This window comes from Bradyrhizobium sp. 613_E4_N2_2, assembly GCF_052075995.1.
GTDB lineage: Bacteria > Pseudomonadota > Alphaproteobacteria > Rhizobiales > Xanthobacteraceae > Bradyrhizobium > Bradyrhizobium barranii.
Genome location: NZ_CP197234.1, coordinates 1,784,798 through 1,808,872, shown reverse-complemented (window position 1 = coordinate 1,808,872; position 24,075 = coordinate 1,784,798). Strand labels below are relative to the sequence as shown.

The window sequence follows — 24,075 nt, the reverse complement described above, 5'->3', positions numbered from 1 at the left end:
CGGTCGATCGATGTACGTCTGGGACTTCGCGGCGCTCAAGCCGTATTGGGGCCTGATCTGCCAAGGGCTCCTGGTCACCGTGTATTACACGGTGACCACGGTGGTCGCGGGTCTCGCCATCGGACTGTTCGTCGGCATCCTGCGCACGACGGCACCGCGCTGGGTCACGGTGCCGTTGCGTCTCTATATCGAGGTGTTCCGCTGCACGCCGCTGCTGGTGCAGCTGATCTGGGTCTACTACGCCCTGCCCGTGCTGATCGGCGTCGACATGTCGCCGGCGATGGCCTGCTTCATCGCGCTGTCGCTCTATGCCGGCTCGTTCTATGCGGAAATCTTCCGTGGCGGCATCGAGGCCGTCGACACCGGCCAGTGGGAGGCCGGCCGCGCCATCGGCATGCGCCGCGGCAAGATCTTTCGCCGCATCGTGCTGCCGCAGGCGACGCAGGTGATGATCCCCTCCTTCATCAACCAGACCATCATGCAGCTCAAGAACACCTCGCTGGTGTCGGTGGTCGCGGTCGGTGACCTGCTTTACCAGGGCACTGTCATCACGGCGTCGAGCTACAAGCCGCTCGAGGTCTACACCACGATCGCCGTGCTCTATTTCGTCGTGCTGTTCCCGCTGACGCTGGTCGCTGATAGGGTCGAGCTGAGGATGGGAGCGCACCGATGAGTGCTCTGATCGCTGACAACATCCACAAGGCGTTCGGCGACCACGAGGTGCTCAAGGGCGTCTCGCTCTCGGTCGCACGCGGCGAGGTCGTCACCCTGATCGGCGCCTCCGGCTCCGGCAAGTCCACCTTCCTGCGCTGCCTGAACCTCCTGGAAATGCCGCAGCAGGGCGAGCTTGCGATCGGCACGCACAAATTCGCCTTCGGCAAAGGCATGCGCGCCGCCGGCGATGCGCAGCTCGCGCTGCTTCGGCGCAGCGTCGGCATGGTGTTCCAGCATTTCAACCTGTTCCCGCACATGTCGGTGCTCGCAAACGTCACAGAGGGGCCGGTGCAGGTGAAGGGCATGGCGCGAAACGAAGCCGATGCGCTCGGCCGCGATCTGCTCGCCAAGGTCGGCCTCGCCGACAAGGCCGATGCCTTTCCGAGCCGCCTGTCCGGCGGCCAGAAGCAGCGCGTCGCGATCGCGCGCGCGCTCGCCATGAAGCCGGACGTGATGCTGTTCGACGAGCCGACCTCGGCGCTCGATCCCGAGCTTGTCGGCGAAGTCCTCTCCGTCATCCGCAGCCTTGCGAGCGAAGGCATGACCATGGTGCTGGTGACGCACGAGATGGCCTTCGCCGCCGACGTCTCCACCCGCGTCGGCTTCATGAACGACGGCATCATGGCCGAGATCGGCACGCCCGAAGAGACCATCCGCCAGCCCCGCAGCGAACGGCTGAAGTCCTTCCTCAGCCGGTTTCACGAGACGCATTAGACTGCCTGGCACGACCTTTCCGAATCGGTGGGGACACCCATGAAACTCCGCGGCGGCTTCACGAATTACGGCGAGACGATCGGCATCCTGATGCTCGATACCCGCTTCCCGCGCCCGCGCGGCGACATCGGCAATGCGCTCTCCTATGATTTCCCGGTGCGCTACAAGATCGTGCGCGGCGCACACGCCACAAGGATCATGGGCGACCATCCCGATCCCGCCCTGCTCGAGCCGTTCATCGCGGCGGCCCGCGAGCTGGAAGCCGACGGCGTCAAGGCGATCACGACGAGCTGTGGCTTCCTCGCGCCATTCCAGAAACAACTCGCGGCCGCCGTGAACATCCCGGTCTTCACCTCGAGCCTGATCCAGGCACCGTTGATCCATGCCATGCTGCCGCCGGGCAAGGTCATCGGCATCTTCACCGAACGCGGCCACCACATGAACGAGGGGCATTTCCGCGGTGTCGGCTGGTCGCCGGACGAGATCCCCGTCCAGATCCAGGGCATGAAGCCCGATGCGCAGTTTCCCGCAACCTACATTCTCGGCCGCGAGGAACTGGACACCGACGTCCTCCGCGCCGAGATGATCGAGATGACGGAAGCCTTCATGGCGTCCTGCAAAAACCCGGGTGCGATCCTGTTCGAATGCACCAACATGTGCCCGTTCTCGCGGGACGTCGCCGAAGTCTCGGGCCTTCCGGTGTTCGACATCAACACGTTGATCAACTTCTTCTATCGCGCGGCCCATCCCGTGCCATTCTTGCGCTGATCGCCCTTCCAGACGATCAGCGGCAATTGAATCGATTGTCAATCGCGCCAAAGGCGCGGCAAAAATTCACACCATACTCTTCGTGCGAATTCGCAAATGCTGCGGGGTCGTCGTTTGACAGCATCGGCGCTTGCGCGGCACGCTGACCACGCCGGTCCAACCTTCGACGACGCTCGCTGGAGCGTGCCTGTTCGACCTCACGTCCCGCGAGGACGCGCGAAAGGAACATCGACATGATCGAGCTCACGGTCAACGGGACCAAGCGCCAGGTCGACGTCGTTCCCGAGATGCCCCTGCTCTGGGTGCTCCGCGACGAGCTCGGCATCACCAGTCCGAAATATGGCTGCGGCGTCGCGCAATGCGGTGCCTGCACCGTCCAGATCGACGGAGCCGCCGTGCGATCCTGCCAGGCCCGCATCGGCGATCTCGCCGGCAAGTCGGTCGTCACGCTCGAAGGATTGGACAACAGGGAGCAGCATCCCGTTCTGCAGGCCTGGATCGAGCATCAGGTTCCGCAATGCGGCTACTGCCAGACCGGCCAGATCATGCAGGCCATCTCGCTGCTTGGATTGATCGACAAGCCGACGGACGAGGACATCAACGAGGTGATGTCCGGCAACCTCTGCCGTTGCGGCACCTACCCGCGCATTCGCACCGCGATCCACGCGGCTGCCGCAAAGATGGTGGGGAAGTGAAATGGGACACCAGACGCTTTCCCGCCGCGCCTTCGTTTTCGGCTCTGCCGCCGTGGCTGGCGGCATCGCATTCGGCGCCTACAGCGACATCGCGCAAGCCGCGACTGCCAGCGAAAATCCACTGACCGCGGGCCTTGCGCCGAATTCCGTGACCTTCAATCCCTGGGTCGAGATCAGCCCCGAAAAAATCACGCTGATCGCCCAGCACGCCGATATCGGCCAGGGCGTCGGCTCGGTGCAGCCGATCATGATCGCCGAAGAGATGGACCTCGAGCCCGGCCAGTTCGAAGTCCGATTTGCAGGCCCGAGCCCGGCGTATTTCAACACCGGCTTCGCCGACGAGTTCGCGCCGTTCGTGGCCGCGGACCAAAGTCCCGCCGCCGAGGAAGCGCGCGCCAAGACGCTCGAATGGCTGAGAGAGTCCGGCCTGCAGATGACCGGCGGGTCGAGTACGCTGCCGGACACCTATGAAAAGCTGCGCGTTGCCGGCGCGGTCGCGCGCGAGACGTTGAAGGCCGCCGCTGCCAAGCGTTCGGGTGTCGCCGTGGCCGACCTGCGCACCCAATCAGGCCATGTGATCCTGCCCAACGGCACCAAGATCGCCTACGTCGATCTCTCCGCGGACGCCGCAAAGATTCCGCCGGTGCTCGATGCCAAGCCGCGCGATCCGTCGAAATGGCGCATGCTGGGCAAGCCGATGATGCGCCTCGACGTTCGCGCGAAGGTCTTGGGCGAGCTGAAGTTCGGCATCGACCAGAAGATGGACGGCATGCTGTATGCCGCCGTCAAGCTGAACCCTGGCAAGGGCCAGCCCCTGAAGTCATACGACGCCGGCAAGGCGCGATCGATGCCGGGGGTCAAGAAGATCCTGGAAATCAAGAATGGCGTCGCGGTGATCGCCACGAACAGCTGGTACGCGATGAAGGCGGTCGACGCCGTCACTTGCGAGTGGGCGCCCTCGGCCTATCCCGCCGAGCAGGCGGATCATTGGAAGGTTCTTGAATCCTCGTTCAAGCCTGAATTCCTGGGCAAGGAGTGGCGGAAGATCGGCGATATCGAAGCCGGGCTGAAGACGGGCAAGCTTGTCGAGGCCGAATATCGCGCGCCCTATGTGGGGCATCAGCCGCTCGAGCCGTTGAACGGGATCGGCCTCGTCACCGACAAGGGGATGGAGATCTGGGTCGGCCATCAGAGCCCCCGTTTCGTGCAATATGTCGCGGCGACGGCGATTGGCCTCAAGCCGGAACAGATCACCTTCCACAATCAGTGGACGGGTGGAAGCTTTGGCCACCGTCTCGAGTACGAGAACGTCCGCGTTCTCGCCGAGATCGCCAATCAGATGAAGGGAACGCCGATCAAGCTGGTGTTCTCGCGCGAGGAGGATTTCCTCCAGGACATTCCGCGGCAGATTGCGATCGCCCGGCACCGAGGCAGCATCGACAAGAGCAAGATCGTCGCAGCCGATCTGCAACTGGCCTCGACTGCTCCGCTCAAGGGGCTGCTCGAGCGTTCGGGCACACCCTCGAAGGATCCCGATGGGCAATTGGCTGCCGGCCTGTGGAATGTCTATTACGACATCCCCAATTTCCGGGCCACAAGCTACGAGGCGCAAGGACTTTCGCCTAGCACCACGTGGCGGTCGGTCGGCGCCTCGACATCGGGCTTCTTCACCGAAAGCTTCATCGACGAGCTGATCCACGCGGCGGGTCTCGATCCCATGAAGGCGCGCATCGCGATGTGCACCGTGCCGCATTATCGCAAGGTGCTGGAAACGGTCGCGGAGATGTCGGACTGGAAGGGACCACTCGGAAACGGCAGGGGCCGCGGCGTCGCGTTCGTTGAATCCTTCGGCACGCCGACAGCCGAAGTCGTCGAAGTCACGAAGACGGAGCGAGGCATCAGGATCGACAAGGTCTGGGTCGCTGTCGACGTCGGCAAGGTGGTCGATCCCGTCAACTTCGAGAACCAGGTGCAGGGCGGCGTCATCTGGGGCCTCGGCCACGCCATCAATTGCGAGCTCACCTACGCCAAGGGCGCGGTGCAGCAGACCAACTACAATCATCACGAAGCGATGCGGATCTACCAATGCCCCGTCATCGAAGTTCGCGGGCTCGAGAACGATCCCAAGGTGAGAGGCGTCGGAGAGCCGCCTGTTCCGCCAGCCGCCCCTGCACTCGCCAACGCTATCTTCGCCGCGACCGGGCAGCGCATCCGCGAAATGCCTTTCAACAAGTTCATCGATTTCGTGTGAGACGAGCCATGAAGAGTTCTCTCATTGCACTCGCTTTCGCCGCTTCGACAATTGCGGCTCTCACGGGGATTGTCGCGGCCAAGGACGAGGCGAACAAGGATGCTTTGCCGCCGGGCAGCGTCAGCCGCGCCGAAGGTCTGGAGGCCTGGAAGCGGATCGAAGCCGTGGTGACCCATCCGCGCTGTGCCAACTGCCACGTCGACGCCAAGGCCATACCGATCTGGACGCCGGCAGGCGAAACCAGGCCGCGCGTGCACGGCATGAACATCCACGGCGGCGACAGCCGCATCGGGGCCGAGAAGGTCGCCTGCTCGACCTGTCACATGACCTCCACCCAGGCGAACGACCCGGCGCCGTCACCGCCGCGTGCCGGCATCGACTGGCAGCTGGCGCCGGTCGAGTTCATCTGGTTCGGCAAGAGCGGCGCCGAGATCTGTACGCAGCTGAAGGACCCCAAGCGCAATGGCGGCCGCGACGCCGTAGGCCTGCTGGCGCATTTGCGGCACGACGCATCGTTGAACGGCTTCATCCCGCGCGGATGGGCGCCCGGAGCCGGCCGCACGACCCCACCGGGCACCTTCGAGGACCACGTCAAGGACATGGCCCTGTGGGGCGCTGCGGGACAACCGTGTCCGAACTGACGGTCTTGCTGTTGCCTAGCGGCAGGCCTGCTCGCGCTGAACCCAACCCGTCGCAATCGCGCTTGCCCAGTTGAGCATGCCTTTGCTGCGCGCCAGTGCGGCCATGGCCGCGGTGTCATAGGGCACGTAGCGGATCGTCGCGGACCAGCCTGCGCCGGCATGCTCCAGAATCGCGTAGCACGCATGCGGCGTACCGACCTCGACCACGTAGGGAACGGGCACCTTCCCGTCATAACCGGGCAAGCCGACGCTGCCGGGATTCACGACCAGCCGGCCATCCCTCAGGCGGACCACGCGCGGAATGTGCGTGTGGGCGCACAGGATGATCTCGGCGTCGATCCCCTCAGCTTCAGCCTCGATCGCGTCGATGCCGCTCGGGCGCGGGCAGCCGTCGTCCGCGATGTGGTCGAGCCAGAACGCAGCGTCATCCCTTGGCGATCCATGGCACAGGAACACCCGTCCCTTATAGGTGAGCGTGGACGGCATGCTCGCCATCCAGTCGAAATGCTTGCGCGCGAGCTCACGGAAATCGCTGCGAGGGGAGCCGCCGGCCTCCCAGAGCTCGACGAGGATTCGATCCTGATCGCCCCGTATCGACGGAAAGCCTCGCGCCATCAACAGATCCGCGGTCCTGGCTGCCTCGAGCGGGCCACTGACGTGGTCGCCGAGGTTCACGACCTCGTCGAGGCCGAGCATGGCAATGTCCGCAAGGACGGCTTCAAGTGCCGGACGATTCCCATGCACGTCCGCGATGGCAGCAAATCTCATTTGGCCCCTTCCATTCGGAATGGCCGATTGTTCTCGCTATGCGGGGGATGCAGGACTGGCTAGTCAATTTAGCTACGTCTCTTTAGCTGCATTTGTAGAAGCGCCCGCAAGCTGAGGATCAAATCGGCGCTGGCAGAAGAATTACACGATCGTGGTTGCCAGGCAAGCAATGCGAGTTACGAACTGTCGCGGCAATGCCGACGTGACCTCGGGAAAATAACGCGCTACGTTTCCCGGACAAGACCAAGAGGAAACGCCAATCGTGTACGACTTCATTATCGTCGGCGGCGGCTCGGCGGGGTCCGTGCTGGCCCACCGGCTCTCCGCAAAGAGCGCCAACAAGGTCCTGCTGTGCGAGGCCGGACAGGACACACCGCCCGGCAACGAGCCCGCCGAGATCAGGGACAGCTATCCGGGCACGGCCTATTTCGATCCCCGCTTCCACTGGACCGAACTCAAGGTCACGACCCAGATCGTCAGCCACAACAATCCGAACGAAGCGCGTCCTCCCCTGCGCAAATACGAGCAGGCGCGCGTGCTGGGCGGCGGCTCGTCGATCAACGGCCAGATGGCCAACCGCGGCGCACCGACCGACTACGATGAATGGGACGCGCGGGGCGCCGACGGCTGGAGCTGGAACGACGTGCTGCCTTTCTTCAAGAAGGTCGAGCGCGACCTCGATTTCGACGGCCCGTACCACGGCAAGGACGGCCGAATTCCGGTGCGCAGAATTCCGCGTGAACACTGGACTCGGCATTCGCAGGCGTTCGCCGACGCCTTCCAGCAGGCCGGCCATCAGTTCGTGCCTGACCAGAACGGCGAGTTCGTCGACGGCTATTTTCCGGTGACGCATTCCAATCAGGCCGAGCAACGTGTCTCGGCCGCGATGGGTTATCTCGATCGTGACACGCGCAAGCGCGCCAATCTCACCATCTCCACCAACACGCAGGTCAAGGAGCTGCTGTTCGAAGGCACGCAATGCGTCGGCGTGAAGGCGATGGTCGACGGACAGGAACAGGAATTCCGCGGCCGCGAGATCATCCTGTCCAGCGGCGCGATCCATTCGCCGGCGCATCTCCTGCGCGCCGGCATCGGCCCGGTCGGTCATCTCAAGGATATGGGCATTCCGGTCCTGATGGGGCTGGCAGGTGTCGGTCAGCGCCTGATGGATCATCCTTCGATTTCGCTGTCGTCCTTTGTCCGCCGCGGCGCGCGCATGAACGAGCACACCAGGCGCCACATGCAGCTTGGCCTGCGTTATTCATCCGGGCTGTCGGGCGTACCGAAGGGCGACATGTTCGTCGTCCTGCTCAGCAAATCGGCCTGGCACGCGGTCGGCGAGCAGATCGGCTCGCTGCTGACCTTCGTCAACAAGACCTATTCCGAGACCGGACAGGTCAAGCTCGCCTCGCGCGATCCCGCTGCCGAGCCGATTGTCGAGTTCAATCTGCTGTCCGACCGCCGCGACCTCGATCGCCTGATGAGCGGCTTCCGCAAGATGGCGGCCGTGCAGATGAGCGACGTGGTGAAAGCGGTGACGGACAAGCCGTTTCCGGCCGCCTATACGGACAAGGTGCGCAAGATCGGCGTGGTCAATACCAAAAACAGGATCCTGACCAAGATCGCCGCGACCTTGATGGACGGGCCGGCGGCGCTGCGCCACTACCTGATCGATAATTTCGTCGTCGAAGGTTTCACCTTCGACCAGGTGATGAACGACGACGATGCGCTGGAAGCCTTCGTCCGCAAGGCGACCATCGGGGTGTGGCACGCCTCGTGCTCATGCCGCATGGGCCGGGCCGACGATCCGATGGCGGTGGTCGATAATCAAGGCCGCGTCAAAGGCGTTCAGGGCCTGCGCGTCGTCGACGCCTCGATCTTCCCCGTGGTGCCGTGCGCCAACACCAATTTTCCGGTGCTGATGTCGGCGGAGAAGATCGCTGCGTCGATAATGCAGTGAGGGCTAGCGACTGCCGGGCGGGTGGAGGGATCAATAGATTGCAGCATCCGCCCGGCGCGCGAAGAGGATAGCGGCGAAATCAGCGCCGTCATTCTGCGCGCACCGCGCGAGACAAATGCCAGGGATTACACAGACAAAATCATCGAGCGGGTCGAGCATAGCTTCAGCCCGACCGCCGTTCTGGAGCTGATCCGCAAACGCACGGTCCTTGTTGCCGCCCTTGGCGGCCGCGTCGTTGGAACGGCGAGCCTTGACGGAAGCGTCGTCCGCACGGTCTTCGTGGCTCCCGACGTTCAGGCGCAGGGGATCGGCAAGTTCCTGATGGCCGAGATCGAACGCATCGCGCGCGAGCGAAACATCGCTTTTTTGACCGTCCCATCTTCAGTCACCGCCGAATCCTTCTACGCCCGGCTCGGGTTCAAGGCCGTGCGCGACAGCTACTATGGCGATGAGCGCACGATCATCATGGAGCGATCGCCCGCTGCCCCTATGTAGGCTTGGATTGGCTCGCGGGCGGGAGGAACGGCCATGCCAACATTGCAAGTTCTACGACACCGCGAAGCTCGCCGACAGTCGCGCCGGCTTGCGGCAAATTCATTATCGCCTGCAACACACCAAGGTAGTGCCACGCCAATCCCTCGATGTCCGCTGTCGCCGCCAATTCTCCACTTGCGACCGCCTCGCGTAAAATGCCGCCGAGGATCGCGCGCTGCCGCGTAAGTCCCTGCCGCGCGACCGACTGGCCTGCCGGAGGCAGGTCCACCATCTCAGCGCACGATCGGGCCAGCATGCATCCAGCGGGCCGCGCCGTCTTGCCCGCTCTGGGCAAGAATTCGTGCAACAGCGCTTCAAGCTGTTGGCGCTTCGTCTCGCCTCGAACGGCGCTCATGCGCCGCTCGACGCGCTCGACGTAAGCCGAAAGGACCTCCCCGAATAGGCCGTCCTTGTCTTGGAATCGCTTGTACATGCTGGACCGCGACAAGCCCATCGCCGTCGTCAGTTGATCGATCGACGAGGCCGAATAGCCGTGACGCCAAAACACATCCATCGCGGAGTTGATCACGGCATCGTCATCGAATTGGGGTTTTCCACTCATGCCATTCTCACTTGACATCATGGAACGATCGTTCCACGTATTTTGAACTGATCGTTCCAAGATACGAAAGGTTATCCGGATGTTCAACCCCTCCCAGCGTAGCGCCGCCCGTACGCGCATTGCGGTGGCGGGAGCCACAGGTCGCGTGGGCTCCGCCTTGATTTCGAAACTGTTCACGGAACCGGTTGAGATTGTGGCATTGACCCGCACGTCGGATGCTGGACGTCTGCCGTCCGGAGTTTCGCCTGCGACCGTGGACTTCGATGCGCGATCGACTTTGGACAACGCGCTGCGCGGAGTTGACCGTCTGTTCCTCGCCCACGGCACGTCCCCCCGGCAAGTCGCCAATGAAATTGCGCTGATCGACGTAGCCGTGGCCGCCGGCGTAGGCCACATCGTCAAATTGTCCGTGTTGGGACCACCGTCTCGGCTACATCCGTTCGACTGGCATGCGCAAATTGAGGCGCATCTTGCGGCCTGCGACGTAGGCTTCACGGTTTTGCGGCCATCGAGTTTCGTCGATATCCTGGCACGGGCTGGCGCTCCAGTCGCCAATGACGCATGGGGCGGGGCAGCCGGCGATGGATTGGTCAACTTGATCGACGCACGCGATGTGGCGGACTCGGCTTTCGCTGTCCTTCTCGACGACGCGCACGTAACTTCTCAGCGCGCCTATCACCTGACCGGGCCAACCGCAGTCAGCATGCCTGAGATAGCAAGTGAAATGTCCAGACTGCTTGGACGTGTCGTCACATATCAGCACCGAAGCCCTGCGGAGCAGCGTGAGAAGCTGATGGCGTCTGGACTCAACGAATTTGTCGCCGACCTGCTGCTCGGTCTGGATCGCCTTTTCTACGAATCGGTCCTCGCAGAAACCACGTCAACTGTTCGCGAGTTGACCGGCCACGCTCCGCGCCCGGTAACCGATTGGCTAAGCGACAACATCTCGGTGTTTCAGGCGACGCATCATGGAGTCTAATCTCATGGTGCTGCCTTGCTACATCGCAGTCACAGCTTGCGCTGCTCCGGACTGCGCCGATAGCTCCGCCCATACGCGGAAGCGCGCGCCGTTGTTGAGCGGCACGATGTGAAACGGCTGGCCGAAGATCGCGAGCGGCTCATGGCCCGGCTCGAACTGCGGCCAGGCTTGCGCGACGTCCGGCATGCCGGTCGTGACGAAGCGCAAGACGCTCGCCTGAAACCGCGCCGCGACATCAATGTCGGCCGGGGTCATCGGCCCGCCCTTGCGCCTGAGGATCGGCCGATCGATGAAATCAGGCAGATGCGCCCACAGGCAGGCATTGTCCGCGCCATGGGTTGGTCCCTGCGACAGGAACGGCTCCAGCGCCGGGCGATGATCGAACCGGCTCAACCACACCGCGCCGCCTGCCGCAGCATGACGCCGCGCGAGATCGGCCATGGGGCGATGCCAGAACGCATCCGACAACAGCGCCTCGTACGGATCCTCGTCGAGGCGCGCGTTGGCGCGATAATACGATAGCAGCCGGCACCAGCCGGCATCGCCGAACGTCGCGCGCACTTGTCGCTCGGTGGTGCGGATCATCGCGGCCGGCGGCATGCTCTTCAGGAACATCACCATCTCGTCGCGGCAGGAGCCGAGCCAGAGCGGAATGTCGCGCAAAGTTTCGTCGGCGAAGACGTCGCGCGGCTCGCACGCGATCACGGTCCCGTCGAGCACCGGACCGAACACGGTGCCTGCGTCCGTCTCGTCCGCGAGCCTGCGTCCGACGCGCTCTACCGCCGCGAACAGCTTTGGCAGCGGCACGGACGCAATCGCGCTGGGATCGCGCGCAAGCTCGAGCTCCTCGAGCACGTGGCGCGCGACATCGTCGGCGTGCCCCGCACTCATGATGTTGCGCCCAGGCGCGCTCAGCGCGAGGGCACGGATAAACTTGCTTCGTGCATGCGGCAGGGTTGCGAGCGCGATCACCATGGAGGCGCCGGCGGATTGTCCCGACAGCGTAATCGCATCCGGATCGCCGCCGAAATTCGCGATGTTGGCACGGACCCAATCGAGCGCCGCGAGCGTATCCTGGAGCGCGAGGTTGTTGGCTTCGGTGAGGCCGTAGCGATGCAGTTGCAGAAAGCCGAGCGGCCCGAGCCGGTAGTTGATGGTGACAATGACGGCCGGACCGTGGGCGGCGAGGAAGGAGCCGTCATAATCGGCGCCGCCGCCGGTGACGAAGGCGCCGCCATGGATGAAGAACTTGACCGGCAGCGGGTGATCCGCCGCCGGCGCCCAGATGTTCAGGCTGAGACAGGATTCCTCGTCAGCATGATCGAGGTGGCCGGGCTGCGGCGCGTAAGCGCCGTAGTCCGTGCATCGGCGCGGCTCCGTCCACGCGAGCGGCGGTGTCGCCCTGGCAAAACGCCGCGCGGTCGCGAACGGCACGCCCTTGAACACGCGTAAGCCGTTCTGCTCGGCGCCGATGATCGGCCCGCTCGTGGTCGAAACTGCGTTGGTCAACATGCGACTTTCACTCATCCCGACTCAGGCGTGCCGCTTGCCGAGATCGGCGATGTCGACATTGAGGGTTTCGCGCGCGGTTGCCGCAGATGCCGCCGAGATCACGCAGCAGCAGGCAACGAAGATTGCCACGGGGATCCAGCCGTTCGGCCCCTCGCCGACCAGGCTCGCACTCACCAGCGGCGTGAAGCCGGCGGCGAGGAAGCCGAGCTGCGTGCCGATCGCCGTGCCGGAGTAACGCACGCGCGCGTCGAACATCTCCGCATAGAACGACGGCCAGATCGCGTTCGGCGCGGCGTAGATGACACCCGAGAGGATCATCGCCGCGGCGAAGATCGCCGGCGTATTCCCCGATGTCACCAGCATGAAATACGGGAACACCAGCACCGCACAGCCGAGCACGCCACCGATGAACACCGGCTTGCGGCCGATCCTGTCGGCCAGCAGCGCCCACAGCGGCTGGGTGATCAGCGCGGTGACATTGCCGAGCACGCCGGCCCACAGCATGGTCGGGCGGGCGACGCCGAACTTGCTGGTGGCATAGCCGAGCGCGAATACCGCGGTCATCGTGCTCACGGTCGCGATCAGCGCGCAGACGATGACGCGCAGCACGTCCGGCCAGTAGTCGCGCATGAGCGTAACGACGGGGAAGCGCGCCACCTGCGCCTTGTCCTTGATGTCTTCGAAGACGGGCGTTTCCGGCATGGTCCTCCGCACCAGGTAGGCGACCAGCAGCACGAGCGCGGAGAGCAGGAACGGAATGCGCCAGCCCCAGCTCAACAACTGGTCTTCCGGCAGACTCGACACCGGGATGAACACCAGTGTTGCAAGGATCGCGCCGGCCTGGGTGCCGCTCAAGGTCCAGCTCGTGAAGAAGGCGCGGTTCGAATTGGCGGAATGCTCCAGCGTCAGCGAGTTGGCTCCGCTCTGCTCGCCGGCAGCCGACAGGCCCTGCAACAGGCGGAGCAGCGTCAGGATGACAGGCGCGGCGTTGCCGATCGTCTTGGCATCCGGCAACAGGCCGATCGCCAGCGTCGAGCCGCCCATCAGAACCAGCGTGAACAAGAGCACCGTCTTGCGGCCAATACGGTCGCCGAAATGGCCGAGGATGACGGCGCCCACGGGCCGGGCGATATAGCCGATGCCGAAGGAGAGCAACGCGAGCAGCGTCGCGGTCGAGGGATCGACATTGGCGAAGAACACTTTTGGAAAGATCAGCGCCGCCGCGGTGCCGTAGATGAAGAAGTCGTAGTATTCGAGCATGCTGCCGACGAAGCTGACCAGCGCGGCGCGCTTCGGCAGCTTGTTCGGCGTGGCTTCCGCGCTGGATGATGCGCGCAGCGGTGCGGTTGACGTCAACGTCATTGAAAGCTCCTCCCCATGTGGCCGGTGCGGTTCGCGTCAGGCAGATCGCCTCGCGCGCGTTTTCTGGTTCTGGTTGCCGCAACTTTGGTCTGGAGCGATGATGTACGAACTAGTACGTTTATGCAATACGCATTGGATCAGTGCCCAGACGGGTGAAATTTGCCTTCACCTTCAAGGTGATCCGTGGAAACTGGCGGGAGAAACAGTGATGCTCGAGCGTATGCCGCCCCCATCGAAGCGCACCAACGACCCCGAGCGCACCAAGCGCGACATCCTCGAAGTGGCGATGGCCGAATTCGCCTCGGAGGGCTATTCCGGCGCCCGCGTCGATGCGATCGCGGCGCGCACGCGCACATCCAAGCGGATGATCTATTACTATTTCGGCGGCAAGGAGCAGCTCTACCTCGCGGTGCTGGAGGAGGCCTATCGCAGCATCCGCGCGCTGGAAGACCAGCTCGACATCGAAAGCTGCGACGCCCGCGAAGGACTGCGCCGGCTGATCGAGGCCACCTTCGACCATGACGAGCGCAATCCGAACTTCATCCGCCTCGTCAGCATCGAGAACATCCACCACGGCAAGCACCTGAAGCAGAATTTGCAACTGCGCCAGCTCAACGCCAGCGTGATCGCGACGCTCGACGGCATCCTCGAGCGCGGACGCGGCGAAGGCGTCTTCCGCGACGACGTCGACGCCATCGACCTTCACCTCGCCATCTCTTCCTACTGCTTCTTCCGCGTCGCCAACCGCCACACCTTCGGCGCCCTGTTCGACCGCGACCTCAGCGAGCCCAGGGTGCTGGCAAAGAGCCGGACGCAGATCGTGGAGATGATCCTGGCGTGGCTGGGAGCGAAGGCTTAGCCGCACACTTGCTGTCATTCCCCGCGACCCGGCTACGCCAAGGCTTCGCCGGGGCTGCGGTCCAGGGGCGCCGAAGCTTTAGCGTAGGCGGCAGGCGGGGAATCCAGTACGCTGCGGCCTATCGAGGAACCACTACCGTCTCTGGAATACTGAATCACCCGCTTTCGCGGGTGATGACGGCGGAGGCCGGAGCCCCCCTCACCCGCCCTTCTTGCCCCGCGTGCTCGCCAGCAGCACCAGCATGAACGACGCCACCGTCATCAGCGTCGAGATCGCGGCGATGGTCGGGTCGATCTCGTCACGCAGCGCGGTGAACATGCGCTTGGTCAGCGGCTGATACTGGCCGCCGGAGATGAACAGCGCGACGATGGTCTCGTCCATCGCCGAGATGAAGGCGAAGATGCCGCCCGCGACCACGCTGGACTTGATCTGCGGCAGCGTCACCGCGAAGAAGCTGCGCAGGCGGTTCATGCCGAGGCTGCGCGCCACCATCTCCTGCGCCGGATCGAAGCTCTGCAAGCCCGCGAGCACCGAGATGACGACGTAGGGCAGGCCCAGCATCACATTCGCCAGCACGAGGCCGGGCATGGTCGCGACCAGGCCGACCTTTGCATAGACGAAGAAGATGCCGACCGCAGTGATGATGATCGGCACCACCAGCGGCAGCAGCAGCGCCATGTGGATGATGCGCATGATGCGCAGCTTCGACTGGCTGATCGCGTAGGCCGCCGCGACCCCGCACGGCGTTGCGATCAGGACCGTGAAGAACGCGACCGTCAGCGTCACCCGCGTCGCCTGCATCCAGGCCGGATTGGCGAAATATTGCTGGTACCAGCGCAGCGAGAACGACGGCGGCGGGAACGTCAGGAAGCGCGCACTGGAAAACGAGATCGGCGCGATGATCAGCACGGGCAGGATCAGATAGACCAGCACCAGCGCGCTGATCACGTAGAGGACAATCCGTGCGGGCGAAGTGCGCGTCATTTCTGCCCCAACACGCGATCGAGCGAGATGAAGCGGCTGACGGCGAAGAAGATCAGGAGCACGCTGAGGAGCAGCACCACGGCGACCGCGCTCGCGGCGCCGAACTGGTTGTAGAGCTCGACATTGCGGCTCACCAGCATCGACACCATCACGGTGCGGCCGCCGCCGAGCAATTCCGGCGTGATGTAGAAGCCGAGGCAGAGCACGAACACCATGGTGCAGCCGGCGAGCACGCCCGGCAGCGACAGCGGCAGGAACACCCGGAAGAAGGTGAGCGACGGGCTCGCCCCCAGGCTCGCGCCGGCCTGCATCAAATCACCGGGGATCTTCTGCATGGTGGCATAGAGCGGCAGCACCATGAACGGCAGCAGGATGTGCACGGTCGCAACCACCGTGCCGAACGTGTTATGCACCAGCGCGAGCGGCTCGGAGATGACATCGAGATAGCGCAGGAGCTGGTTGATCACGCCGGTGCGCTGGAGCAGCGCCAGCCAGGCATAGGCGCGGACCAGCACGGACGTCCAGAACGGCAGCACCACCAGCGACAGGATCAGGATGCTCCACCCTTTCGGCACTGCGTTGGCGAGATAGGCCACGGGATAGCCGAGCAGCAGCGCGATCACGGTGACGGCGAGGCTGATCTCGAAGGTCAGCGCAAAGCTGCGCCAGTAGATGTCTTCGGTGAAGACCCGGCGATAGTTCTCCAGCGTGAAGCCGTCATGGTAGATCGACTGCCAGGCGAGCCAGCCGACCGGCAGTACGATCAGGAGAAGAATCACGAGCAGCGCCGGCGACACCAATGCCAGCATCAGCGCATGCTCGCGGCGCTGATGCTTTTGGGAGGAATCTGGCATGGATGTCGCCAAGGCTGACCTCGCTCACTTCTGCATGAACGACGCCCAGCGCTTCTCGGCGGCCTCGCCCGCGGGCGAGGACCACCAGGCGTAGGACATCAGCGCCTGCTTGGCCGCATTCGCCGGCTCGCTCGGCAGTTGCGCGGCGCGCTCGGGCTTGATCACGCCGGTCTCGAACGCCTTCGGATTGCCCGGACCGTAGTCGATGTGGAGCGGCAGATTGGCCTGGTGCACGGGATCGACGGCCTCGTTGACGAATTTGACTGCCGTCTCCAGATTCGGCGCGCCCTTGAGGATGCAGAGCGAGGTGCTCTGAAGGACGCCCTGGTTGTAGGTGAAGGAGACCTTTGCACCCTCCTTGGCCACCGCGCTGACGCGGCCGTTCCAGGCCATCTCCATGTCGACCTCGCCGTCATTGAGGAGCTGCGCCGACTGCGCGCCTGAGGTCCACCACACGGTGATGTGCGGCTTGATCTCTTCCAGCTTCTTGAAGGCGCGGTCGACGTCGAGCGGGTAGAGCTTGTCGGGCGCAACGCCATCGGCCATCAGCGCGGCCTCGAGCGTCGCGAACGGATGGTTGCGCAGCGCGCGGCGGCCGGGAAATTTCTTCACGTCCCAGAAATCGGCCCAACTGTTCGGCGCGTCCTTCGGGAAGGTCTTCTGGCTGTAGGACAGCACGCTGGAATAGAACTCGTACGACACCGAATAGGGACTGCGATAGGCCTCCGGCATCGCCGCGCCGTTTGGAATCTTCGAAAAGTCGAGCTTCTCGATCAGCCCCTGCTCGCCGCCGCGCAGGCAGTTGCCGGTCGGGGTGTCGACGACGTCCCAGATCGGCTTGCCGCTGCCGACCTGCGTCTTGATCGCGGGCCAGGCGTCCGGGATGGAGTCCTGGTTGATGGTGATGCCGAGCTTCTTGGCGGAGGGATCGAGGATCGCCACCGTCTGCGCCGCCTGATAGGCGCCGCCTTGCGAGACGAAGGTGATCTGCTCGGCGGCGCTCGCCGCAGTGGTAAATCCGATTGCGCCCAGCATTGCACAGCCCAATCCAAAATTGCGTGTCGTCATCATCCTCGCCTCCTCCATCACCAAATAATCTCACTGACCGATCGCATCGAGAAACTGGTACCAGCCGGCGACCATGCGCACGGCGGGCTCGCGCAGCGGATAGAACGGGATCGTCTTCATGCGCCTGATATCGAGCAGCCCGACCTCGGGCGTCTCGCCGCGCACGAAGGCGGCGAGATAGCGGCCCATCAGGCTCGACATCGCAACACCCGCGCCGTTGTAGCCCATCGAGACCAGCGTGCGGTCGTCGAGCCGGCCGATATGCGGCACCGAGTCCAGCGTCATCGCGACGAGGCCCGACCATTTGTAGGCGAGCGGCACATCGGCAAGATCCGGGAAGATGCCGACCATCGCCTTGCGCAAGGCGTCGAAGGCAGCTTGCGAGTCCTGCTTGCCGAAAGCACCGCGCCCGCCGAAGATGACGCGATTGTCGACCATGCGGAACCAGCGCATCATGCGCTTGGTCTCGGTGTAGGTCCGACCCGTCGGCATCAGCTTGCCCGCGAGATTGCGCGGCAGCTGCTCGGTCGCGACCAGGGCGCTGCGGAACGGGATCAGCGTGCGCTGCATGTGCGCGGTCGCGCTGGTGAGATCGGAGTAGCTGTTGGTGGCGATGATCGCCTGTTTCGCGCGCACCGCGCCTTGCGGCGTCTCGGCGACGATGCCGCCGTTCTCACGCCGGAGTTTGACCACCGGCGACTCCTGGAAGATCGGAACACCACGGCGCGCGACGCCATCGGCGAGCCCGCGCAGATAGTTCAGCGGATGAATGCCGCCGGAGCCGGGATTGAGCACGCCGCCGACGAAAATGTCCGAGCCGGTCTCGTCGCGTACGCCATGTTTGTCGAGGATGCGGACCTCGGCGGAGCCCATCTCGCGCGTCATCCAGTTGGCTTCGTCGATCGCGGCTTTCAGCGTCGTCTCGTTATGCGCGGCCTTGACCTGGCCCGTGCGCGTCAGCGCCGCGCTGGCGATGCCGAATTCGGACACCAGCTCCTCGACCATGTCAGTCGATTCATGCGCGATCTCGTACATGCGCTGCGCCATGGCGCGGCCATGGGCGGCGTCGATCTCGCGGAACGACAGGCGGAATTTTGCGGTGATCACCCCGCCGTTGCGGCCGCTTGCGCCCCAGCCGGGACGGTTCGCCTCCAGCACGACCGGCGACAGGCCGCTCTTGGCGATGTGGTGCGCGGCGGACAGGCCCGTGTAGCCTGCACCGATGATCACCACATCCGCCTGTTGCTCGCCCGACAGCACGGGAAACGCGCGCGCCGGCTCCGCCGTGGCTTCCCACAGCGAGTTGGCCGATGGCAATGCGCTCCAGTCCCGTGTCATGCCGCCGCTCATGCCTTACGCCGGCCCGATCGCCGCGTCCGCCAGCGCCTTCAGCGTCGGGAAGTGGAAGTCCGGCTTGGTCAGCGTCTCCACCGCCGGCGTGCCGCCAAACCCGCCGATGCCCTGGCGGCGCTCGATCCAGCACACCTTGTAGCCGAGCTTTCGCGCGATCCCGATGTCGTGGTACTGGCTCTGCGCGACGTGCAGGATGTCGGACTGCTTGTAGCCGAAAGCTGACTGGCGTCCCTTGTTGTAGGCGAAGAACTCCGGGTTCGGCTTGGCAACGCCGGTATCGTCGGCGCAGACGGTGTCGTCGAAGGGATTGCCGAGCGCGTGCGCGTAGCAGGAGAGCGCGACGCGGTCGGCATTGGTCATCGCGACCAGCCGGAATTTCGTGCGCAGGCGCTTCAGCGCCTCGACCGAATCCGCGAACGGCCCCCAGCGCAGCACCGAAAGCTGGAACACATCGCAGGACGCATCGTCGGAGGGAAGCCCGAGCTCCTTGGCGAGATGGCGATAGACGTGGAACATCGCCTCGCTCGAGCGCTCATAATGCTTGTCGCGGCCGCGCTTGTAGGGCTCGAAGATCTGCTCGTCGCTGAGCTCGGCCGGCGACTTGCCGGAGATCTTGCGCACCGCGGAGAGCACGCCGGTCTCGAAATCGATCAAGGTGCCGACGACGTCGAAGGTGAGAACCTTGAAATTGCTGAACGAGGCTGCTGACGACATCTTTGGTTTCTTCTCTCGGTTGAACAGGGCTTGAGTTCAGTCCCCCGCCCTGGGGACAACGATGGTGTCCTCGGGGTGAAGGGTCACGGTGAGGCTGCCGCCGAGCGGCGGGATGCGGCTGTAGGCCTGGTGATAGCTCGGCTGGCGCAGGCTGAGCGCGATGCCATCGGTGAGCGCCAGGAAGATGCGCAGGCTCTCGCCCTGGTAGACGATGTCGGTGACCGTTCCGGTCAGCCGGTTGCAGGCGGCATCCTGCGCGCCGTCGTCGATCAGGAGCTTTTCGCTGTGCACGGCCAGCATCAAGGCATCGCCATCGGGAATGGCACGGGCGCTGCGCAGCAGCGCATTGCCGAGCGCGACGCTGGAGGCATCGACGCGGCGAACCGGCAGCATCGTCGCTTCCCCGATGAAGCTCGCGACGAAGGAATCCGCGGGATGATCGTGCAGCCGCTCGGGCGCGTCGATCTGGATCAGCCGGCCGTCCTTCATCACGGCGACGCGGTCGCTCATGGTCAGCGCCTCGCGCTGGTCGTGGGTAACGTAGATGATGGTGGCGCCGATGCGCCGGTGCAGCGCGCGCAGCTCGATCTGCATGGATTCGCGGAGCTGCTTGTCGAGCGCAGAGAGCGGCTCGTCCATCAGGATCAGGCGCGGCTCGAAGATCATCGCACGCGCCAGCGCCACGCGCTGGCGCTGGCCGCCGGAGAGCTGCGCGATGCCGCGCTCTTCATAGCCGGCGAGACCGACCATCGCGAGCGCCGCGCGCACCTTGTCGGGCCAGCTCGCTTGCGGCAGGCGCCGTGCGCGCAGGGGAAAGGCGACGTTCTCGCCGACGCTCATATGCGGGAACAGCGCGTAGTTCTGGAACACCACGCCGATGTCGCGCTTGTGCGGCGGCATCCAGGTGACGTCACGACCGCCGAACAGGATGGTTCCGCTCGATGGCAGGATGAAGCCGCCGAGAATTCCAAGCAGCGTGGTCTTGCCGGAGCCGGAGGGCCCGAGCAGCGAGACGAATTCGCCGGCGCCGACATTGAGCGAAACGTCGTCGAGAGCGCGAACGGGGCCATACGCCTTGCTCGCGGACCTGATCTCGACGCTTTCCGCTCGTTTGTCCAACGATCGACCTCGCCTCGTTCCCTGCAATGGCGTGCCTCACTGCGCGCCATAAGCCTGCTTTATAGACAGGAATTTTGAGCACTCACGGCCGAAGCGTGCACCGCACCAAATCTTCGTTCGCAAGCCCTGTCTTTAGGCTGTGATGCCAATGACACCAGACTTGGCAAAACTCGGCAATTGCCAAATTCTCACCGCGTCCATAACATGGCGTTATGCCCGAGCTACGCCGGATGCTGCCCTCCAGTAACGCCCTGTTCGTCTTCGACGCAGCGGCGCGCAATGGCAGTTTCACGGCGGCAGCAGCCGAGCTCAACGTCACGCAGCCGGCGGTAAGCCGCATGCTCGGACAGTTCGAGGAGCATCTCGGCGTCCGCCTGTTCGACCGCACTGCGGGGCGCGCGGTGCTCACCGAGGAAGGCGAGCTGCTTTATCGCCGCGTGCTCGAAGGCTTTCGCAGCATCGAGACCGGGCTCGTCGAGATCGAGCGGCGCCGCAAGGGCACCGAGACGGTGACGCTGTCGGTCTCCTCCGCCTTCACCACGCATTGGCTGATGCCGCGCATCGACAAGCTCCAGAAGCAGTTTCCCGAGGTCGATCTGCGCTTCCAGCTGATCTCCGGCGCGCTACGCGGGCCGGTGGAGAATGTCGACCTCGGCATGCGATTCCGTGACCGCGACGAGCCGTCATCCGGCGGCACGCTGGTGATGAAGGAAGTCATGCTGCCGATGTGCAGCCCTGGCTATCTCGGCGAGACCGATCCCGCTGAAGGCAACACCATCATTCGCCTCGCCGAGACGCCGGGCGATTGGGCGGCGGATTACACCTCGCTTCTGACCGGCCGCCGCGGCGCGGCCAAGGCGCTGAGCTTCACCGATTATGCCGTCGTGATGCAGGCCGCCCTGCTGGGCCAGGGCATCGCACTCGGCTGGCTGACGGTGGCCTCGCACTGGCTCCTGACCGGCGCGCTCGTGCCGGCCTCCGAGACGCTCACCACCACGCGGCGCATCTGCGAATTCCTGCCGCCGCGCAACCGTCCGATGCGCCCCATCGCCGCCGAGATCCGCGACTGGATCATCGCGCAGATGAAAAGCGAGATCGCCGCGATCGACCTGCTCTATCCGAAGCTCGGCGCGATGGCTGCCTGCTATTGAGGCCGAACGATCACCGCGCGCTACCCCGGCCGAAAGCGCAGATTGGCGCGCGATAGCTGGCTGATCGACGTACATCCCATCAGCTTCATATCGCGCACGAGCTCGGCCCGCAGCAGGCCGAGGGCCCGTTCGACGCCGGGCCGGCCGGCGGCGGCGAGCGGATAGAGATAGTATCGTCCAAGCCCGACCGCCTTGGCCCCGAGCGACAGCGCTTTCAGGATATGGGTTCCGCGCTGGATGCCACCGTCCATCATCACGTCGATGCGGTCGCCCACGGCATCGACGATTTCGGCGAGTTGATCGAAAGCCGAGCGGGAGCCGTCGAGCTGGCGGCCGCCATGATTGGAAAGGACGATCCCGGCACAGCCGATATCGACCGCGCGGCGCGCGTCTTCCACCGACATGATCCCCTTCAGGCAGAACGGGCCGTTCCAGGTCCGCACCATCTCCGCGACATCGTCCCAATTCATCGCGGGATCCAGCATTTCCGTGAAGTAGCGGCCGATCGACATGGCGCCGCCGCTCATGTCGACGTGCTCCTCCAGTTGCGGGAGCCTGAATTTTTCGTGGCTGACATACTGGATACCCCACATCGGCTTGATCGCGAACTGCAACATGCCCGCAGGCGTCAGACGGAAGGGAATGCTGAAGCCGGTGCGCAGATCGCGCTCGCGATTTCCCCCGGTGATGCTGTCGACCGTCAGCATCATCACCTCGACGCCCGCGTCCCTGGCGCGCTGCATCATGGCGCGGTTGAGACCGCGATCCCTGTGGAAATAGAATTGATAGACCTGCGGCGTGTCGTGGGCCTTGCGCAATTCCTCGAGCGACACCGTGCCCAGCGAGGAGACGCCGAACATGGTGCCGTAGCTCGCCGCGGCAGCGGCGACGGCACGCTCGCCTTCATGATGGAACAGGCGCTGCAGGGCGGTCGGCGAGCAGTAGAACGGCAGCGCGAGCTTCTGGCCCATGATGGTGACCGAGAGATCGACGTCCTGCACGCCGCGCAGCACGTTGGGCAGAAGGTCGCAATGCTCGAAGCTCGCGCTGTTGCGGCGATGGGTGGTCTCATCGTCGGCCGCGCCGTCGATATAGTCGAAGATCGGACCGGGCAGTCGGCGGCGCGCCAGCCGCCGGAAATCGTGGAAATTATGACACTGTGTCAGGCGCATTTCTCAACTCCGCTCGCGGCATGCTCTGCGCGACGATCATCTTGCCATCGCGCCGCTGATGCTGTCAGCGGCCGCCATCGCGGCGATCTCTCGCCTGATGGCGCCGCCGGTCTCCTATCGATGCTCGATCGCCCTGATCGCGCCGCGGAGTTCGGCGAGGCCGCGCAGGCGGCCGATCGCGGTGTAGCCGGGATTGGTGCGCTTGGTGGCGGCGAGATCGTCGAGCATACGATGGCCGTGGTCGGGACGGAACACGATTCTCTTGTCGGGCGAACGCCGCGCGTTCTCCTTTAACAGCGCCTTCAGCACCGCGACCATGTCGACGTCACCGTCGAGATGGTCGGACTCGTAGAAGGACAGGCCGTCGGCCTCGCGCTTGGTCGCGCGCAGATGCGCAAACGCAATGCGCGGGCCGAAGCGCTCGGCCATCGCGGGCAGATCGTTCCCGGCGCGCACGCCGAGCGAGCCGGTGCACAGGCAGATGCCGTTGGCCTTGGATGGCACGGCATCGAACAGCGCCTGATAGTCGTCGGCGGTCGAGGCAATGCGCGGCAGGCCGAACAGCGGGCGCGGCGGATCGTCCGGGTGCAGCGTCAGGGAGACGCCAAGTTGCTCGGCGACCGGCGTGACGCGGCCCAGGAACTCGGCGAGATGCCGGCGCAGGATCTTTGGCGTGATGTCGCGATAGGTCTCCAGCCGGTCGCGGAATTGCGGGATGGTCATCGGCTCGGTGGTCGAGCCCGGCAGCGCGCTAGCGATGACCATGACGAGGTAGTCGATATCGGCCTGGCTCATCTTCTCGAACAGCTTTTTGGCGCGAGCCTGCTGCTCGGGCGAATACTCCTGAACGGCGGCGGGACGCTTCAGGATATGCAGCTCGAACGCGGCAAAGCGGTCCTGGTCGAAGCGCATGGCGCGGGCGCCGTTCGGCAGCTCCCACTCCAGATCGGTGCGGCACCAGTCCACCACCGGCATGAAATTGTAGCAGATGATCTTGATGCCGGCCGCGGCCACCGCTTCGAGGCTCGCGATCCACGCCTCGATCGAGGCCGTCGCGTTGGCCCCGAGCCGCTTGACGTCGTCGGGGATCGGAATCGACTCCACCACCGACCAGGTCAGTTGCGAGCGGCCGGGCTGGCCATGCTCGATGAAGTTCTTGCGCTCCTCGACCGCCTTGCGTGTCCAGGCTTCGCCGATCGGCACCTGATGCAGCGCCGAGACGATATCCGTCGCCCCGGCCTGCCTGACATCGTCCAAAGACACCGGATCATCCGGACCGTACCAGCGCCATCCCTCGAGCATCATCGAAATTCTCCTAAAGCGTTTTCGAGCGAAGTGGAT

At 64.5% G+C, this 24,075-nt stretch carries 24 protein-coding genes; 11 read left to right on the top strand and 13 right to left on the bottom strand.

Annotated elements, in window-relative coordinates:
- Window positions 1–10: 10 nt before the first annotated feature.
- The 3 genes from AB7290_RS08580 to AB7290_RS08570 are packed head-to-tail and all read left to right on the top strand — an operon-like array spanning window position 11 to window position 2,196.
- Window positions 11–673: an amino acid ABC transporter permease gene (locus AB7290_RS08580; protein ID WP_085405276.1), complete on the top strand. Its 663-nt coding sequence runs from the start codon at window positions 11–13 to the stop codon at window positions 671–673.
- On the top strand, window positions 670–1,428 hold the full coding sequence (locus tag AB7290_RS08575; RefSeq protein WP_085405277.1) for an amino acid ABC transporter ATP-binding protein: 759 nt from the start codon (window positions 670–672) through the stop codon (window positions 1,426–1,428). Before AB7290_RS08580 ends, AB7290_RS08575 begins: the two co-directional genes overlap by 4 nt.
- 39 nt (window positions 1,429–1,467) lie before the next feature.
- Complete coding sequence (locus AB7290_RS08570; RefSeq protein WP_085405278.1) at window positions 1,468–2,196, top strand: aspartate/glutamate racemase family protein; 729 nt, start codon at window positions 1,468–1,470, stop codon at window positions 2,194–2,196.
- 16 nt (window positions 2,197–2,212) lie between these two features.
- On the opposite strand, the gene AB7290_RS08565 is transcribed toward AB7290_RS08570, so the two are convergent.
- Window positions 2,213–2,431, bottom strand: a complete 219-nt coding sequence (locus AB7290_RS08565) for a hypothetical protein (protein WP_135216107.1) — start codon at window positions 2,429–2,431, stop codon at window positions 2,213–2,215.
- Here AB7290_RS08565 and AB7290_RS08560 point away from each other — a divergent pair.
- The 3 genes from AB7290_RS08560 to AB7290_RS08550 are packed head-to-tail and all read left to right on the top strand — an operon-like array spanning window position 2,430 to window position 5,783.
- Entirely contained in the window at window positions 2,430–2,891 is a 462-nt protein-coding gene (locus AB7290_RS08560; RefSeq protein WP_167768222.1) for a (2Fe-2S)-binding protein, read from the top strand. The genes AB7290_RS08565 and AB7290_RS08560 overlap by 2 nt on opposite strands.
- Window position 2,892: 1 nt before the next feature.
- The gene (locus AB7290_RS08555; RefSeq protein ID WP_085405279.1) at window positions 2,893–5,142 is read left to right on the top strand and encodes a xanthine dehydrogenase family protein molybdopterin-binding subunit; all 2,250 of its coding nucleotides are present in this window, start codon (window positions 2,893–2,895) and stop codon (window positions 5,140–5,142) included.
- A gap of 8 nt (window positions 5,143–5,150) precedes the next feature.
- Complete coding sequence (locus AB7290_RS08550; RefSeq protein ID WP_028160721.1) at window positions 5,151–5,783, top strand: hypothetical protein; 633 nt, start codon at window positions 5,151–5,153, stop codon at window positions 5,781–5,783.
- 15 nt (window positions 5,784–5,798) lie between these two features.
- On the opposite strand, the gene AB7290_RS08545 is transcribed toward AB7290_RS08550, so the two are convergent.
- Window positions 5,799–6,551, bottom strand: a complete 753-nt coding sequence (locus AB7290_RS08545; RefSeq protein WP_085405280.1) for a metallophosphoesterase family protein — start codon at window positions 6,549–6,551, stop codon at window positions 5,799–5,801.
- 262 nt (window positions 6,552–6,813) lie between these two features.
- On the opposite strand from AB7290_RS08545, the gene AB7290_RS08540 reads away from it, so the two are divergent.
- Together AB7290_RS08540 and AB7290_RS08535 are read left to right on the top strand one after the other, a co-directional pair.
- Window positions 6,814–8,511 carry a GMC family oxidoreductase gene (locus tag AB7290_RS08540; RefSeq protein ID WP_085405281.1) on the top strand — a complete coding sequence of 566 codons (1,698 nt, stop codon included), beginning with the start codon at window positions 6,814–6,816 and terminating at the stop codon, window positions 8,509–8,511.
- A 21-nt stretch (window positions 8,512–8,532) separates the two neighbouring features.
- Window positions 8,533–9,006 (top strand): GNAT family N-acetyltransferase, encoded by a 474-nt coding sequence (locus AB7290_RS08535; RefSeq protein WP_321576295.1) that lies wholly within the window; start codon window positions 8,533–8,535, stop codon window positions 9,004–9,006.
- On the opposite strand, the gene AB7290_RS08530 is transcribed toward AB7290_RS08535, so the two are convergent.
- The gene (locus AB7290_RS08530; protein ID WP_085405324.1) at window positions 8,999–9,607 is read right to left on the bottom strand and encodes a TetR/AcrR family transcriptional regulator; all 609 of its coding nucleotides are present in this window, start codon (window positions 9,605–9,607) and stop codon (window positions 8,999–9,001) included. The genes AB7290_RS08535 and AB7290_RS08530 overlap by 8 nt on opposite strands.
- 79 nt (window positions 9,608–9,686) lie before the next feature.
- Here AB7290_RS08530 and AB7290_RS08525 point away from each other — a divergent pair, with 79 nt between their 5' ends.
- Window positions 9,687–10,586 carry an NmrA family NAD(P)-binding protein gene (locus AB7290_RS08525; RefSeq protein ID WP_085405282.1) on the top strand — a complete coding sequence of 300 codons (900 nt, stop codon included), beginning with the start codon at window positions 9,687–9,689 and terminating at the stop codon, window positions 10,584–10,586.
- Between the two features lie 18 nt (window positions 10,587–10,604).
- On the opposite strand, the gene AB7290_RS08520 is transcribed toward AB7290_RS08525, so the two are convergent.
- Both AB7290_RS08520 and AB7290_RS08515 read right to left on the bottom strand, forming a co-directional pair.
- Complete coding sequence (locus AB7290_RS08520; protein WP_085405325.1) at window positions 10,605–12,098, bottom strand: carboxylesterase family protein; 1,494 nt, start codon at window positions 12,096–12,098, stop codon at window positions 10,605–10,607.
- A gap of 21 nt (window positions 12,099–12,119) precedes the next feature.
- Complete coding sequence (locus AB7290_RS08515) at window positions 12,120–13,460, bottom strand: MFS transporter (RefSeq protein WP_085405283.1); 1,341 nt, start codon at window positions 13,458–13,460, stop codon at window positions 12,120–12,122.
- Window positions 13,461–13,668: 208 nt separating this feature from the next.
- Between AB7290_RS08515 and AB7290_RS08510 the strand changes: the two genes are divergently transcribed.
- A complete protein-coding gene (locus AB7290_RS08510; RefSeq protein ID WP_085405284.1) occupies window positions 13,669–14,319 on the top strand; it encodes a TetR/AcrR family transcriptional regulator in 651 nt (216 codons plus the stop codon).
- 198 nt (window positions 14,320–14,517) lie between these two features.
- On the opposite strand, the gene AB7290_RS08505 is transcribed toward AB7290_RS08510, so the two are convergent.
- From AB7290_RS08505 to AB7290_RS08480, 6 genes are read right to left on the bottom strand one after another with little or no spacing between them, the layout of a single operon-like run.
- Window positions 14,518–15,303, bottom strand: coding sequence for an ABC transporter permease (locus AB7290_RS08505; protein ID WP_085405285.1), 786 nt, complete (start codon window positions 15,301–15,303; stop codon window positions 14,518–14,520).
- The gene (locus tag AB7290_RS08500) at window positions 15,300–16,157 is read right to left on the bottom strand and encodes an ABC transporter permease (protein WP_244623317.1); all 858 of its coding nucleotides are present in this window, start codon (window positions 16,155–16,157) and stop codon (window positions 15,300–15,302) included. Before AB7290_RS08500 ends, AB7290_RS08505 begins: the two co-directional genes overlap by 4 nt.
- 24 nt (window positions 16,158–16,181) lie before the next feature.
- The gene (locus AB7290_RS08495; protein WP_167768221.1) at window positions 16,182–17,228 is read right to left on the bottom strand and encodes an ABC transporter substrate-binding protein; all 1,047 of its coding nucleotides are present in this window, start codon (window positions 17,226–17,228) and stop codon (window positions 16,182–16,184) included.
- Window positions 17,229–17,255: 27 nt separating this feature from the next.
- Window positions 17,256–18,563: an NAD(P)/FAD-dependent oxidoreductase gene (locus AB7290_RS08490; RefSeq protein WP_085405327.1), complete on the bottom strand. Its 1,308-nt coding sequence runs from the start codon at window positions 18,561–18,563 to the stop codon at window positions 17,256–17,258.
- A 15-nt stretch (window positions 18,564–18,578) separates the two neighbouring features.
- Window positions 18,579–19,292: an HAD family hydrolase gene (locus AB7290_RS08485; protein ID WP_085405287.1), complete on the bottom strand. Its 714-nt coding sequence runs from the start codon at window positions 19,290–19,292 to the stop codon at window positions 18,579–18,581.
- A gap of 36 nt (window positions 19,293–19,328) precedes the next feature.
- Window positions 19,329–20,411, bottom strand: coding sequence for an ABC transporter ATP-binding protein (locus AB7290_RS08480; protein WP_085405288.1), 1,083 nt, complete (start codon window positions 20,409–20,411; stop codon window positions 19,329–19,331).
- 212 nt (window positions 20,412–20,623) lie between these two features.
- On the opposite strand from AB7290_RS08480, the gene AB7290_RS08475 reads away from it, so the two are divergent.
- Window positions 20,624–21,562 (top strand): LysR family transcriptional regulator, encoded by a 939-nt coding sequence (locus AB7290_RS08475; protein WP_085405289.1) that lies wholly within the window; start codon window positions 20,624–20,626, stop codon window positions 21,560–21,562.
- A gap of 20 nt (window positions 21,563–21,582) precedes the next feature.
- On the opposite strand, the gene AB7290_RS08470 is transcribed toward AB7290_RS08475, so the two are convergent.
- A complete protein-coding gene (locus AB7290_RS08470) occupies window positions 21,583–22,734 on the bottom strand; it encodes an alpha-hydroxy acid oxidase (protein ID WP_063981332.1) in 1,152 nt (383 codons plus the stop codon).
- Between the two features lie 114 nt (window positions 22,735–22,848).
- Window positions 22,849–24,039, bottom strand: coding sequence for a mannonate dehydratase (gene uxuA / locus AB7290_RS08465; RefSeq protein WP_085405290.1), 1,191 nt, complete (start codon window positions 24,037–24,039; stop codon window positions 22,849–22,851).
- Window positions 24,040–24,075: the final 36 nt, after the last annotated feature.